This window comes from Olivibacter domesticus (assembly GCF_900109575.1).
GTDB classification, from domain to species: Bacteria; Bacteroidota; Bacteroidia; order Sphingobacteriales; family Sphingobacteriaceae; genus Olivibacter; species Olivibacter domesticus.
Genome location: NZ_FOAF01000002.1, coordinates 735,053 through 750,247, shown reverse-complemented (window position 1 = coordinate 750,247; position 15,195 = coordinate 735,053). Strand labels below are relative to the sequence as shown.

At 38.0% G+C, this 15,195-nt stretch carries 10 protein-coding genes; 3 read left to right on the top strand and 7 right to left on the bottom strand.

Annotated elements, in window-relative coordinates; genetic code table 11:
- Positions 1-78: 78 nt before the first annotated feature.
- The gene (locus BMY50_RS13620) at positions 79-1,266 is read left to right on the top strand and encodes an MFS transporter (RefSeq protein WP_093325283.1); all 1,188 of its coding nucleotides are present in this window, start codon (positions 79-81) and stop codon (positions 1,264-1,266) included.
- 137 nt (positions 1,267-1,403) lie between these two features.
- Positions 1,404-1,571, top strand: a complete 168-nt coding sequence (locus BMY50_RS28155; RefSeq protein ID WP_162276591.1) for a hypothetical protein — start codon at positions 1,404-1,406, stop codon at positions 1,569-1,571.
- A 26-nt stretch (positions 1,572-1,597) separates the two neighbouring features.
- Here the strand turns inward: BMY50_RS28155 and BMY50_RS13610 are convergent, their stop codons facing one another.
- The 3 genes from BMY50_RS13610 to BMY50_RS13600 all read right to left on the bottom strand — a co-directional run bounded on the left by BMY50_RS13610 (position 1,598) and on the right by BMY50_RS13600 (position 7,816).
- Complete coding sequence (locus tag BMY50_RS13610; protein ID WP_093325277.1) at positions 1,598-4,156, bottom strand: adenosylcobalamin-dependent ribonucleoside-diphosphate reductase; 2,559 nt, start codon at positions 4,154-4,156, stop codon at positions 1,598-1,600.
- Between the two features lie 290 nt (positions 4,157-4,446).
- Positions 4,447-6,897 (bottom strand): TonB-dependent receptor domain-containing protein, encoded by a 2,451-nt coding sequence (locus BMY50_RS13605; RefSeq protein WP_093325275.1) that lies wholly within the window; start codon positions 6,895-6,897, stop codon positions 4,447-4,449.
- 85 nt (positions 6,898-6,982) lie between these two features.
- Positions 6,983-7,816, bottom strand: coding sequence for a helix-turn-helix domain-containing protein (locus tag BMY50_RS13600; RefSeq protein WP_093325271.1), 834 nt, complete (start codon positions 7,814-7,816; stop codon positions 6,983-6,985).
- A gap of 159 nt (positions 7,817-7,975) precedes the next feature.
- On the opposite strand from BMY50_RS13600, the gene BMY50_RS13595 reads away from it, so the two are divergent.
- Positions 7,976-8,854 carry an SDR family oxidoreductase gene (locus tag BMY50_RS13595; protein ID WP_093325268.1) on the top strand — a complete coding sequence of 293 codons (879 nt, stop codon included), beginning with the start codon at positions 7,976-7,978 and terminating at the stop codon, positions 8,852-8,854.
- Between the two features lie 229 nt (positions 8,855-9,083).
- Here the strand turns inward: BMY50_RS13595 and BMY50_RS13590 are convergent, their stop codons facing one another.
- The 4 genes from BMY50_RS13590 to BMY50_RS13575 all read right to left on the bottom strand — a co-directional run bounded on the left by BMY50_RS13590 (position 9,084) and on the right by BMY50_RS13575 (position 15,181).
- A complete protein-coding gene (locus BMY50_RS13590) occupies positions 9,084-11,456 on the bottom strand; it encodes a TonB-dependent receptor (RefSeq protein WP_093325265.1) in 2,373 nt (790 codons plus the stop codon).
- A gap of 97 nt (positions 11,457-11,553) precedes the next feature.
- Positions 11,554-12,126 (bottom strand): Crp/Fnr family transcriptional regulator, encoded by a 573-nt coding sequence (locus BMY50_RS13585; RefSeq protein WP_093325261.1) that lies wholly within the window; start codon positions 12,124-12,126, stop codon positions 11,554-11,556.
- A 118-nt stretch (positions 12,127-12,244) separates the two neighbouring features.
- Positions 12,245-12,766, bottom strand: a complete 522-nt coding sequence (locus tag BMY50_RS13580; RefSeq protein WP_093325258.1) for a MepB family protein — start codon at positions 12,764-12,766, stop codon at positions 12,245-12,247.
- Positions 12,767-12,820: 54 nt separating this feature from the next.
- On the bottom strand, positions 12,821-15,181 hold the full coding sequence (locus BMY50_RS13575) for an ABC transporter permease (protein ID WP_093325255.1): 2,361 nt from the start codon (positions 15,179-15,181) through the stop codon (positions 12,821-12,823).
- Positions 15,182-15,195: the final 14 nt, after the last annotated feature.

Genomic DNA, 15,195 nt, shown 5'->3' with positions numbered 1-15,195 from the left:
ATTAATTAATATTTGATTTGCTTATTTTTCGGGTCTTTTAGGTATGCTAGCTTTGTGTCGATTAAACTGAGGGAGACCATGAAGTTATATAACAGTAAATATGAAAAAATAAGTACGCTTTCTACTTTTATTTTAATTCCTTTATCTGGATTAGTGACGGATATTTATATACCATCTTTCCCCGATATGCAATCAACTTTTAATACAAGCGCTGCTGGTATACAATTGACACTTTCGTGTTTTCTGATCAGCTACGGTATAACAATGTTTGTAGCAGGAAGTTTAGTAGATAGTTATGGTAGGTACAACATTGTGCTAGGAGCTTTATTGCTGTTTGCACTCAGTAACTTTCTTATTGCTTCTGTACATAATTTACTGTTTTTATATGCAATGCGTGTATTGCAAGGCGTGCTAACTGCTTTTATAGTGGTTGCTAAAAGAGCTTTTTTAGTAGATATCTATACAGGCGATAAGCTAAAACATTACATGGGATTATTATCGGTAGTATGGTCACTTGGTCCGATTACAGCACCTTTCCTGGGTGGATACCTGCAGTCTTATTGGGGTTGGACTTCCAATTTTTATTTTGTGGGTTTCTATGCGCTCTTTTCTTTCTCATTAGAATGGATATTCTGTGGTGAAGCGATGCGCGGTGTTCATTCTTTTCGCATTCCTATTATTATAAAGAACTATCGTAAGGTATTGGGGACTTCTGACTTTTCACTCGGACTTTTTGTGTTGGGTACAAGTTATGCAATGGTGTTGATTTTTGGAATGACGGCCCCCTTTATTATTGAAGAGCATTTTCATTTTTCATCAATAGTAACCGGGTATTGCGCTTTAATTTCAGGTTTAGGATTATTCGTTGGAGGAATGCTCGCTAAATTTTTAACAAAAAAGCCACTGCTGGCGAAGCTGCGGTTTGGAAATTTGGCTCAATGTTTCTTAGCACTACTGATGTTTATAGTTGGTAACTTTTTTTCGAGTATTTATGTGCTCATGTTATTTGTATTTGCTATGCATATATGTGCTGGCTTTATATACAATGTGTATTTTACCTTTTGTTTAACGCGCTTTCCTGAAAATGCCGGTATTTCAAGCGGTATTACGAGCGGCGGCGCCTACCTAATCACCTCCGTATTAAGTTATGGTACGGTTAACTTGCTGAACGTGAATAACCAAAGTACCTTGGCTATCTGTTATTTTATCATGGCTGCTTTGACTTTTTCATTGTTGCTAATATTGAGAAAGATTTCTATTGTTTGATTCAGTATCACTGCCTAACAGTTGGAAACGAAGCGTTAAAACAGTAGATCAGATTGCTAAGAATATATCTAATTTTTTCTAAGATATAGGCTCAACAAGCTGTATTGATTTATAATCAACGTTTTGTCAAACAGTATTTGAAAATAACTAAAATAATTAGTATTATTGCTGTGGTTTTTAGTTTTTATGATTTCTTTAGAGGGGTTCAAGCCCCTCTCTTAAATGGTACTATTTTAGATGAGGGGCTTGAATCAATAAAAGAGGCTTTTCGAATTGCTGCCAAGAGTACACAGACAACTGATTAACAGTTTAAAGCTGGAAAATATTATAATTATCCGCATTTCGACGAACCGCAATCTTTACACGTTAAACACCCTTCTTGATAAATGAGATTGGTAGAGTTACAATTCATGCATTTTTGCTTTTTTACTTCAGTGCCGTCTGGAATATAATGTTTTAGAGCTCTTGCTACACCATTTTTCCAGGTGTTGATAGCCTCATCTAGTTGTAAGCTGTTAATTAAATCTACCACCTTTTCGATGGGCATGCTGTGTCGAAGGGTGCTGGAAATCAATTTTGCATAGTTCCAATATTCAGGATTAAACTTGTAGGATAATCCTTCAATGGTTGTTTTGTGTCCACGCTTATTTTTATACTGAAAGTCGTAACGCGAACTTCCATCTGTTTCCCTGTTTTTGATGATAAGCCCATTGTTTACCCACCTTGGTATTAGAATACCATCCTCGTCGTCGGCCAAGCCGGTGAAAATCTCATACGGTTTTCCGTCAATTAAACCAATGAATGCAATCCATTTGTCTTTGTTATTCTGAAAACGAACAATATCTGCTTCGAGTACTTGGGGTCTTACTGTCGGAAAGCTAATAGTGTTTTGAAGTTCTTTTTCTTTCGACTTGTTTTCGGTATTAGCGATAAGGACACCGGAGCGCGAACCGTCTCGATAAACAGTTACACCCTTACAACCCGCCTTCCAGGCTTCCATGTATAACTCGCCAACTAGTTCTTCGGTTACATCGTGGGGCATGTTAATCGTTACACTGATGGAATGGTCTACCCATTTTTGGATACTTCCTTGCATTTTTACCTTTTTCAAATAATCTACATCATTCGATGTCGATTTGTAATACGGTGATTTTTTCACCAAATCATCCAATTCTTTTTGGCTGTAATTTTTTGTTAAATCATAACCGTTTATGTCCATCCATTGCTTGAAGCGATGATGAAATACTGCGTATTCTTCCCAGGAATCGCCTACTTCGTCTACAAAATCAACACGAACATGCTTATCATTAGGATTTACCTTTCTTCTTCTTTTATAAACAGGCATAAAGACCGGTTCAATTCCCGAACTTGTTTGTGACATTAAACTTGTTGTGCCAGTAGGGGCGATGGTTAACAGCGCAATATTCCTTCTTCCATGTTCTAACATTTCATAGTAAAGTTGTGCATCTGCCTCTTTTAGTCGAAGTATGAAAGGATTATTCTTTTCTCTTTCGGCATCGAAAATAGCAAATGCACCTCTTTCCTTAGCCGTATATACCGACGCACGATAAGCCTCCAAGGCAACGGTTTTATGGATTTCGACTGCAAAAGCCGTTCCTTCATCACTACCATAACGTAAATTAAGTGCTGCAAGCATATCTCCTTCGGCGGTGATGCCAATGCCTGTTCTTCTCCCTTCCTGTGCCTTTTTTTGGATGTTTAGCCAAAGGTTTCTCTCCGTACGTTTTATCTCATCATCTTCCGGATCATCCGCTATTTTTTGTAAAATGGCATCGATTTTCTCCAATTCAAGATCTATGATATCATCCATCATACGTTGTGCCGCATGGATGTGTTTTTTAAATAATTCCCAATTAAAGAAAGCCTCTTTCGTGAAAGGTTTCTCCACATAAGAAAATAAGTTGATAGCTAATAAGCGACAAGAATCATAAGGGCAAAGTGGTATTTCGCCACAAGGATTTGTAGATATCGTTTTGTAACCAAGGTCAGCGTAACAATCGGGTAAAGATTCGCGAATAATGGTGTCCCAAAACAAAATTCCAGGTTCCGCGGAGCGCCAAGCATTATGAATGATTTTTTTCCATAGCGCGGTAGGATCTATTTCTTTTTTGTAAAGAGGGGCGCTGCTTTCAATAGGATATTGTTGTTGATAAGGAAGTTGCTTCTCAACAGCTCTCATAAAAGCATCATCAATCCGTACAGAAACATTCGCTCCAGTTACTTTGCCTTCTTGCATTTTAGCGTCGATAAAGTTTTCGGAATCTGGATGTCTTATGGCTACGGATAACATAAGCGCTCCTCTTCGTCCATCTTGAGCAACCTCTCGTGTAGAATTAGAAAAGCGTTCCATAAATGGTACGATACCGGTCGATGTTAGTGCCGAATTCTTGACGGGTGAACCTTTAGGACGGATATGTGATAGATCATGACCTACGCCACCTCGCCTTTTCATCAGCTGTACTTGCTCTTGATCAATTTTCATGATTCCGCCATAAGAATCAGATTCGCCGTCATTACCAATTACGAAGCAATTAGATAGCGAGGCGATTTGATAGGGATTACCAATCCCCGTCATCGGGCTTCCTTGAGGAATAATGTATTTAAAGTCTTTTATTAGTTGAAATACTTCGTCTTCACTTAAAGGGTTTGGATAACGTTGTTCTATACGGGCTATTTCGCCTGCTATACGCCAGTGCATGTCGTTAGGACTTGCCTCGTAAATGTTTCCGAACGAATCTTTCAAGGCATATTTATTCACCCATACACGCGCGGCTAGGTCATCTCCTTGGAAATAGCGGAGTGATTCCTGAAAAGCCTCTTCTGTGGTGTAGGTGGTTTTCTCGATATTTTGGTGATTTTCAACTTTCATAACAAATTCTTTTGCTCTTTGATCGTTTTGTCGGTCAACCAAAATTACTTAATTTGTACACTAATTAGTAGGTGTTCATTTCAGAAGTTTTCAAAAGTAAAGATTAATTAGTTGTTTATTAGTTGTTTATGTGTTTTTGTAATCTTAAAAATTACAAATAAATGTAACTTTTAAGATTTTACATGAATAAAAAGTTTGTCTTCGTTTTAAATTCATTCGAAGACGGTCTTGGAAATTATTTCAATAGATCCAACTGTGTGAAACGCTATACTTGCCTTTGTATATTAAAATTAAAACTCTCTCGTGCCAAATTCACTCTCAGGCAATTTGAGTTTTCGTGTTAAGTTATTGAGGTTGAAACTTAAATTGAGCATAATGACATCTTTTTCATAGATGTAATTGGTAGTAGTATAAAAATCAGCTCCAAAGGTTGTGATGCGTTGCTCATTCGCATTGAATAAACCCATGTCCATGTTTTGCCATTGTAACAAAGCACTAAGTCTGCCATTCATAAAGGTTTTCTTGATGGAGAGATTTGGCGATAAAAACCTAGAATCGCGCCCTTGTGCAGTGGGTCTTGCGGATAGGTAATTGACATTCCCTTGGATATTTAGTGTAGAATTCAGCTGAAAATCGGTGTTGAAATTGATAGAATAGACCCAGTCGGAGTTTTCTACGTTTACTGTATTATCAAATAATGTCCCTTTGATGTCGTATTTATATAAATTGGCGCCAAGATAAAGCTGCCACCATTTTGTCGCTTGAAGGTTTGTGCCTGTTTCGATGCCGTAACGATGGGCTTTACCTGCATTTGTAAAAATGCGATTTAAAATGGTGTCTGCATATACGCTATTTACACGCTGAATCGGATTTTTGATATCCTGAAAATATAAGGTTGTGAAGAACGAACCTTGTTTAAAAGATTTAATTAAACCAAGCTCCATTAAATAGATATATTCAGGAAGCAGGTCAGCATCTCCTTGTTCAAGCGTTTCCGAATGTTCTCGTTCAGGAATAGGGTTTAATTCAAAATTATTCGTTCGCTGGATTCTTCTGCTTAGCCCAGCTTTTGTTTTCCACCCCTTGTCGAGCGTGTAGAGCACATTCGCAGAAGGAAATAAATTGTTCAATTCGAGTGTGTGTGAATCTGGATCACTGGATATCATGACCTCCCTGTAGGCGTATTCATACCGCATACCCGCTGCATATTCCAATTTTTTATGCTTCCCGGCATATTGGCTGTATAATGAGTGAATGGTGTTTTTTGCTTTTACAAGTCCTGAAAATTCAGGATCGATTTCAAAATCTTCCGATTGCTCTGCTACTGAATATATGAAATTGCCATCTTGGCTATCTTGACGAAATTGATAGCCACTTTCCAACTTTCCTTTTCCAATTTCCAACGTATAATCAAGGTTGGCACGGAAACCGTTTAATGGATTTTTATAGGTGTTTACGGTGTGCTGAACAACATTTTCAGCTTCGATGTTTTTATTAATGGTAGAACCAAAAAGGTCGGCATATTCATACAATACAGATAAAGCCAAGTTAGATTTCTTGTTAAAACTATGTGTGTAATTAAAGTTACCAAGTATAAAATCTCCCTGCTTGTTCTGTAAGTTTGAATTGAAATATTGCTTCTTTCCAATAGCTTGACCTGTCGATAAGTCTATTTTAGTATTGTCATAGTATATATCAGCCAATCTATCCTGGAACTTGTGTCCCGCAAAGAAACCTAACGAAAAGGTGTTCCTCTTATCAGGGCTAAATCCTACATTAAAACGTCCGCCATAATTGTATTTATCAAAACTACGTTCTCCATTTGACGGAAATGTGGTTTTTATGTTGTTTATAATCGTATAGACATCCCCTTCTCTAAGTCCAGCGTTGTCGTTTCGAAGATAATTGGCACTAGCTGTTAGGTCCCAATAATCATTTTTATAGTTAAATGTAAGATCTGTACCGTATCTCTTTTGGCTTTCCTTATTGTTGTAATCTTCAAAACTTGGAAGGCCTCCCTGGATATTTACCACCAATGAGGTACCGTTGTCTGCTCCTTTTTTGGTAGTTATATTAATAATACCTCCTTTGCCATCTGGATCATATTTAGCTGATGGGGCTGTAATCAATTCGATGTTTTCTATCGTGTTTGCGGGAAGCTGACTTAAAATGGTATACGCATCGGTCTGTACCGGCTTGCCATTAATTAAAACTAAGAAACCTTTGGATCCCCTAACCGAAATTTCGCCCTGTCCATCAACGGAAACAGAGGGCATATTTTTTATAACGTCTACAGCGGTACCGCCCTTTGCCGATTCAAACTGGCCAGCTTTGTAGACCTGTTTGTCGATCACGTTGTAACTGGGGTTTTGTTTGGATACTATGTTTACTTCGTTTAAAAAGTTCGCGGAAGGATTTATATCTATTCGTCCGAGATTTAATTTTTGACCGGCAGTAAAGGGTTTGAGATCAATTTTTTTCGTTTCATAACCCATAAACTTAATTTGGAGGATATAATTTCCAGCACTTAATTTGGGGAAAGAAAATTTTCCCTGTTTATTTGTGATAACGCCATTAACTAAAGTAGCGTCTTTCTTCTGGTGGATAGTGACGCTGGCGTAGCTGATAGGAGTGGAGGTGATTTCGTCATATATCGTACCTTCTACAGTAGTCGGTTGTGCCAGCGCATTTGTAGTGATGAATAATAAAAAAAGTAAATTTTTTAAATGCGAAATTTTCATACAAAGGTGTTGCGATAGAATCGAGCTTTTTGAAAGTTCAAAACTAGCATACTTCTCAGATTCTGAATGGTAAAAAAGAGGCTATTTACGGTAGTTTTTGAAAGCGCATCTCACGGTATAATGAAGGAGTTAGCCCTTCATGTTTTTTGAAAAATTTAACGAAATAAGAAGAATCATTAAATTGGAGTTTGAATGCGATCTCGCTAATGGTTAAGTTACTAAATTCTAAATAACGTTTTGCATCAGAAATAGTAAATTCATCGATCATTTTTTTTGCAGATTTACCGGTTGCGTTTTTACATATATCGTTTAATACTTGAGCGGAAATATTTAATTGCCCAGCGTAATTAATAAGATTTCGGGTGTTTGTTTTATTTGTGATGATCAGCTCGATAAACTGCGCGTAGATATCTATGTATTTATGATCAATATTATACAGATATTGATATTGCAGTAATTTACCTAGAATGCTCTTTAATAAACCCTCTACCACCATTTTGCTAAATCGTTGTTCGCTCGTGAACTCATTATGTAAATTTTCAAAAAGTGAACGGATGCCCATGGTATCTTTTCTTAATGCTAAATGTTCTATGCTCCAAAATAAATGAAACAATATTTTAAGCTCTGTATCGCGGGTATGCTCAAGGAATTCGTCTTTTATGATAATCACATAGCCCTCAGGCTCTTTTGTGATATTCCAGGCATGTATCTGGTTTTTTTTTAGGATGAAGATGGTGGGAGGCGAAATTTCATATCTTGTGCTATCAATTAAATGGATTCCGCTACCTGCCCAAAGAAAAATAATCTCGAAATAATTTTTGTGTTTATGTGGTTCAGTCTGTCGAATATGTTTTCGAAAGGGGGCGATTTTAAACGTCGTATTTGAGCTGATTTTTTCTTTTACTCTGAATGTTTCCACTGATCATCAATTTCAATAAAGATAATACTCTTCTATTTAATCTACTAAACAATCTTACGTCACTTACTGAAAAACGCTAACTAATAAAGCGGTGTTTTCGTTTTCTTACAATTTTAGGTGTCGACGATTACCAAAATTTGTGCTATAAAATTTTTAGTTATGGCACAATTCAAACATCCATCTATTTTAATCACCGGCGCCACTGGAAGCGTAGGTGCCCATCTTATTAAATATTTATCGGAAAAAAATGTAAGCTTTCGAGTACTTGCAAGAAAATCTGATAGGGCCACAAAACTCAGTTCTATAAAAGGGCTTGAGTTAGTTTATGGAGATTTAGCAGATAAAAATAGCGTAAAGAACGCATTGCAGGGAATAGAAAAGGTATTCCTGTTAACTAATTCTTCAGAGGAGGCAGAAATGCTTCAGTTAAATTTTGTAGATACGGCGAAGGCCAATGGTGTGCAGCACATTGTTAAATTATCTCAATTTGCGGCTAGTTTGCACTCACCCGTTCGATTTTTACGATATCATGCCGCAGTAGAGCAAAAAATAAAAGAACTGGCAATGAACTATACTTTTCTGCGGCCCAATCTTTTTATGCAGGGGTTGTTAGGTTTTAGAGAAAGTATCATAAAAAAGGGGATGTTTTTTGCAGCCGTCGGGGAAGCAAAAATTAGTGCCATAGATGTACGAGATATTGCCGTGGTGGCCGCTGAAACGCTTACAAACGAAGGACATGAGAATAAAATATATGATTTAACAGGACCTGAAGCAATAACACACCAGCAAATGGCCGATTATTTTTCAAAAGAGCTGAAGAACACTATAAAATTTATACATGTGAAACCTGAAGATATGCACCGGGAAATTGTAAAAGCAGGATTTCCATTATGGCAGGCAGATGGTCTGATCGAAGACTACGCCCATTATGCAAGGGGTGAAGCGGCTCATGTTAGCTCTACTGTTAGCGATATAACAGGGAATTCACCACGTAACTTTCAAACATTTATTGCTGATTATGCTCCGTTTTTTCAATAGAATTGCTGGTATTGAAGGTGTTTTTCGAAGCCAACCCTCAGCTGTGATTGAGGCGGATAATTAGCTGAAAAAATTTACTAATGTAAAAGCCCAGCTTTTGGGATGCTGGGCCTTTACTCTTTTTAATCAACCTAAACCTGCTGTTACAGTGGCATAAACTGTGCCAATTATTTCTAGTAAAGTCAGCATTTTGTCTTATTACCTTCCTGCCATTAAACGGTGCGCTTCATTAGAAAGTAAATCGAATAAAAGGAACGGGGAAAAAACCTTGCTGATAGACTTCGATTACTCGAAGTTGTCTGGCATTCCATTCTTGGCGAAAGATGTTTTCATTATTCGTAATGTTTTGTAAATCAAGTGCAAGCTCCATCGTTGTACGTTTGAATTCTTTGCGATAAGAAAGTTTGAGATCTGTTCGGAAATAAGCCGGTTGTTGAATAGAATATGCGTTATCCGCATCGTACTGTATTTCTCCGTCTGCAGCAGAAGCAGCTACATCCACAGGAGATAAGTACCTACCGCCAACCCGGGATACTTTAAGGCTTAAGCCTAGAATATTTTCTTTCCTACCCACTTTCCATTCCTTGCCGCCTAAAATATTAAGCACATTTCCCATATTGAAAGCAGTATTGCGCCATATCCCATCACTTCCACGGTATCTTGAGCTAAAAAAAGAACCTGTAACTAAATAGTAAAAACCTTTGTCAAAAGATCGCTCAAGCGTTACCTCAAGTCCATAGTTTCTTCCTACACCTTCGTTTACCAAACTATCACGTAAAATAGGGATCGTTTCGGCTCCAAGATTAAGGGTAGAGAAAGAACTTGGATTGCGTGTTACCGGAACATCGAATAAGCGTTGATAGTAAAGCTCTGTTTTTAAATGTGTATTGGATGAAATGTTCCAGTCGTGTGACAACACGAAATGATGACTGCGCATGAAACCTAAGGATTCATTGGTATAGGTATTTCCACTCGGTGTAGGTGTGACAGTAGCATATGTAAGCACATTGTCCATCTGGCTATGTAAGCCATAAGCAAGTCCGATAATATGGGATCCACCTGTTTCATATTTGAAACCAATACGAGGTTCTACACTATTGCTATTAGATAAATTGAGATACTGATAATGCAATCCCGATACCATACTAAGGGCATTGCTTATTCTGAATTTCCACTGCGCATAAGCTTGAGTAAGGCCAAATTGATCATGGCGATCGTTTAATATGATTTCGTTTACGCCATGCTGTATGCGTCTATTAAACAAAGAATAATCTGTGACATCCTCTATAAGCCCAGCGATGAGACTATGTTTAGCATTAAACTTGTGATGTAGCGAAAATACGCCCGAAAATTTATTCGTTTCAAAACGCCAATGCCAGTCGGGAATTGTATGCGAAGGATCATTTTGGCTAACGGAATCTCTATCAAATCGCTCATTTGTTCGGCTATAGCCGAAGACAAAATTAGCTGTAGTGTTGATTCCTAGCTTATGTGTATAACTTAATCCTGTAATGTTTGTTTGATAGCGGGGATAACGATTGGAATATTCATTTCCGTAGGCCTGACCCTCCGGATCATATTCGCTAGCTAAAATATCCATGCTACTTCGTCCCCAAATGCCAAATACTGAAATGCTCCCCTGTTTACCTACTGGACTCGTAAATTTATAATTGATATCCGTGTATTCGGGAGTGGCTCCTCCAGTGCCAAACTCCAAACCCAGGCTTTGAAAGATCGATAAGGTGGAATATCTTGCGTTTATCAGATAGCTTGCGCCATCGAGCTTGCCAATAGGTCCTTCAGCTCCCGCTTCAAAGCCGTTGAAACCCATTTGCCCTAAAAACTCGTGTTTTTCGTTATTTCCATCGCGGAGCCTCAGATCGAATACCCCTGATAGCGCATTTCCATATTGCGGAGGAAAGGCACCGGTCATGAAATCCGACTTATCAATGATATTATTATTAAGCATGCTAATGGAGCCCCCCATGCTATTTAATGAGCCAAAATGACTGGGATTCGGGATATTAAGTCCCTCTAGCTGCCAAAGCATCGTGTTGGGCGAGTTTCCTCGAATGATAATGTCATTTCGCGTATCATTGGTAGAAACTACGCCGGCAAAATTAGCCGCCATGCGGGCCGGATCACCTAAAGATCCGGCATAGCGTTTCGTTTCGTCCATATCAAATGTTCGCGCACTTACACTTAGCATATCATTGTTGGTTGTCTTTATGCCCTCATATTGATGATATGTGATTTCAACAGTTTCTAAATTTGTTAAGCTTTCACGAAGACTAATATTAAGGTTTACTTCTTTTCCAGCCGTAACAATGATGTCACTTAATATAGTGGGTTCGTAGCCCATTGAGCTCACAATAAATTGTCGTCGGCCTAAAGGCACCTTTGATAGCTTGAAATTACCGGAGGAGTCACTTAATGAGCTTATAGTAGTCTCTTCTTCTGCAAGGCGGATCGTTACTCCAGAGATGGGCTGTTTAGATGCTTCATCGGTTATTTTTCCCTTTACTATTTGAACGGCAGCTTGTTGGGCCTTGATTGGCATAATAAGACATATAACCAAAAAGGATAAAATAATGTATCTCATATCAATATCTTGTTTTACTGCAAATAACTTGGCTATTATTTGCTTTATAATTGATCGAGGTTAAGAAAGATAATATCTTGTTACGTACTACAGTATTTTACCTTATTCTTTTACGAATCCTACTAAGAGCTTCAGGAGTAATGCCTAGATAGGAAGCAATATGGTATTGAGGTACGCGCTGTATAACTTGTGGTTTAGCACTGATAAGATTTAGGTAGCGTTCCTCCGGTTTCTCGGCCAATAGCGAGGCATTTCTGGAAGTTAACCGTAAAAACTGAGCTTCGGCAATAAGACGGCCAGCTCTCTCGAAAATAGGATGTTTATCATACATTAATTGGAGGCCGTTGTAATGCAGTTGAAATAAGGTACAATCTTCAATTGTTTCTATACCGTACTGGGCTGGTTGACGGGTGAGAAAGCTTTCATAATCTCCGGTATATTCATTTTCAAAGAAAAAATTATATATACATCTCTTATCTTCTATATGATTGTAAACCATAACGGCACCCTTCTCAATAAACGAGACAATGTTATTGGTTCTGCCTTCATGACTAATAATAGTTCCCTTTTTATAATGCTTAATCTGTTGAAGATCTAAGAAACTTCGCCATGTTTCTTCGTCAAGGTTAGGAATTAATCGTTGAAAAAACGTTTTTAAATTGTGGAACATGTATCATGAAATTAAGGCTAGCTAAAATAACAAAAAAAGTGCTTGAGGAAGCATGTAAATCTCAAAGAATGCGCTAGTGAACGATGATGCCTCAACGACGCCAATTTATTATTGCATTTTATAAAAAAAGAAGTTTTTTTGCCTGTTGCAAATCAATTGTGGGTACTGGTTGAATTTCTAAAAAATAACTCAATTGCCATTGTTGGCTTTTCTGTGCTTGTTTATTTGTTGCGCAATCCCACGGAGGATAAACCCTAATAGCGCGCTTACCATCCTTATTTTCATCCGACAGAATCCCGTGCTTGAGCAGTGCAGTTTTTGGGAAGATAAACTGACCCAAGCGATTTTCATAGCGTGTACTAACAATAAAAATATCTATGTCGTCTGATAGATGGAAAGGCTGGATAGGGCAGCCTTTTTCTCTTTTCCATAGCGTAACAAATTGCCCTATTTTTGTAGGCGTAATTTTGGCAGCACGGTATTTAACTGTTAATTTATTAATCTTGAAAGTAAATGCGGCATAATCAGCGCTTTCAGCATCGGCTATCGGCGAGGTACATTCAGCTCCACATCGTTTGTAAACGAGTGTTATGGCTGTTAAAAGATCTTTATGGATGTTGTTGAGTGATGATGTTGCCAAAGATTGAAATTTAGTCCTGCAAACATAAGTAAAATGCGAGCATTTTAATTTCACTTATTCATTTCGTAAACTTTTTACTGGGTTAGCTAAGGCCGCCTTTATAGATTGATAGCTGATGGTAAGAAAAGCAATGGCTACTGCGATGAGGCCTGAGTAAACAAAAATAGAGATATCCATGCTTGTTCTATAGGCAAATGATTGCAGCCATTTACTCATACCAAGCCAAGCAAGCGGAACCGCTATACCAATAGCGATGAGCACCAATCGCATGAAATCGATGGCCATTAATTTTACTATATTTTTTGTGCTCGCTCCGAGCACTTTTCTAACACCAATTTCCTTTGTGCGCACCTGTGCAGTATAGGCCGCTAAACCAAGTAATCCTAAACACGAAATAAAAATGGCGACGGCAGAAAAATAATTGAATAAAGCAGCCTCCCTTTGTTCACTTTCATATAGATAATTAAAAACCTCATCTTGGAAGGCATAACCAAAAGGAAACTGTCCGTTATATTTTTTGAATTGTACTTCCGCTGCTTGGATTGCCTTTGCTGCATCTTTGCCAGTGGTTCGAATTTGCATAATCGAGGCTTTCTGAGGTGCATAATAAAAAATACAGGGGCCTATCTTTTCCTTCATGGATGCATAATGAAAGTCTTTTACCACGCCAATGATCGTTCCTTCTTTATCCCACTGTTTGAATCGTTTGCCAATGGGATCTTTAATGCCCGCTTCTTTTATGGCCGTTTCATTCAATATGAAATGATTGCTGTCACTGGGAGACCCGGTAAAATTGCTGCCTTGGACTAGCTTCATTTTATAGAAGGGTAAAAAGTTAAAATCTACGGCCACCGGGTGAAGAATAAAGGTGGCGTTCGGTTCCTTACCGTCCCAATCATTATCGCCCGAAATAAGTCCGAAGTTTAAAATATTGCCCATGGAACGGGTTACGGCCTCTACACCTGGTTTCTTTAATAGCTCCGCTTTTGCCGATTCATAGTGAGGGGTCATATCTCGCATCCAGAATAACATCGTATGACTTTTGTCATAGCCAAGCTCTTTTGATCGAATATAATCCAATTGGCGAGTGATTAAAATAGTGCCAGCAATGAGTATAACAGAAAATGAAAATTGACTAACCACTAATATTTTTCGGAAAAGCACATCTCCAATTGCATTTGAAATTTTGCCCTTAAGCGCTTTGAGCGGTTCAAAAGAAGATAAGAGCAGTGCTGGGTAAATGCTGGAAGCAAGTAAAGTGCCACCAATTGTACAGGCAAGGACGAACCAAAATTGTAGTTTAGATAAATCCAATACTAATTGTTTACCGGAGAGCTTATTAAATAGTGGCATAAGACCGGCTATTAGCATGATAGCAAGAATCGTTGCAATACTAAACAACAAGGTTGTTTCAATCATAAATTGAAGGAAAAGCTGACTTTTTGCGGCTCCTATAATCTTGCGCATACTTACCTCTTTCGCACGGAGCATTGACCTGGCTGTAGAAAGATTTACATAGTTAATACAGGCTATAATTAAGATGATAAGTGCAATACAAAAAAATATTTTTACTGTCTGCATCCCTTTGTCTGAGCCATCAGCATTATATAAATGCGTATCTGGAAGTGGGTGTAGCAGGTACTCGGCATCCGTGTCTTCGGCTTTGTGTTTGATGTGAATATTGAACAGCGCGGTAGTAAGTTTTTTTAATTCGGTGGTCGGTTTTAAAAGCAAATAGGTTTCATAATTAAAATTACTGAAGTCATTATTGATGTCGTGTTGATTGTTAATTAATTCCTTCTTTGCATAATAGCTTATCGGCATAAGCATGTCAAAATTCATACTTGAGTTGCTCGGAAAGTTTTCCATCACACTGCTCACTTTTAAGTTGACGCTGTCATTAGCAATAATAATTTTGCCTATAGGGTTTTCATTGCCAAAATATTTTTGTGCTGTTTTCTGTGTAATTACCACGGAGTTATCATCCGTAAATGGATGTGACTTATTTCCTTGTAATAAGGGGAAGTCGAAGATGGTAAAGAAGGACGGGTCTACATAAACAGCCCTTTCATTAGCGAAGACCTTATCTTCATATTGATAAAGCGAAAACAGATTATTGCTTGTAATACGTACCTGATCGACCACATCCGGAAGCTCTTGTTTGGCTAAAGGCCCCATAGGTGCAACATCTACTGTCCAAATCTGCCTGCTTGAACCAGTGCCACCGAAGAGTTCCATTCTGTAAATATTTTTTGATTTGGAATGGAAACTGTCTATGCTTAATTCATCTTGGACCCACATAAGAATCAGCATGCCTATTGCTAGTCCAACAGTTAACCCTAAAATATTAAGAAGAGAAAAAAACTTATTCTTCCATAGGTTGCGCCAAGCGGTTTTGATATAATTCTTGAACATAAGATTGCCTATTT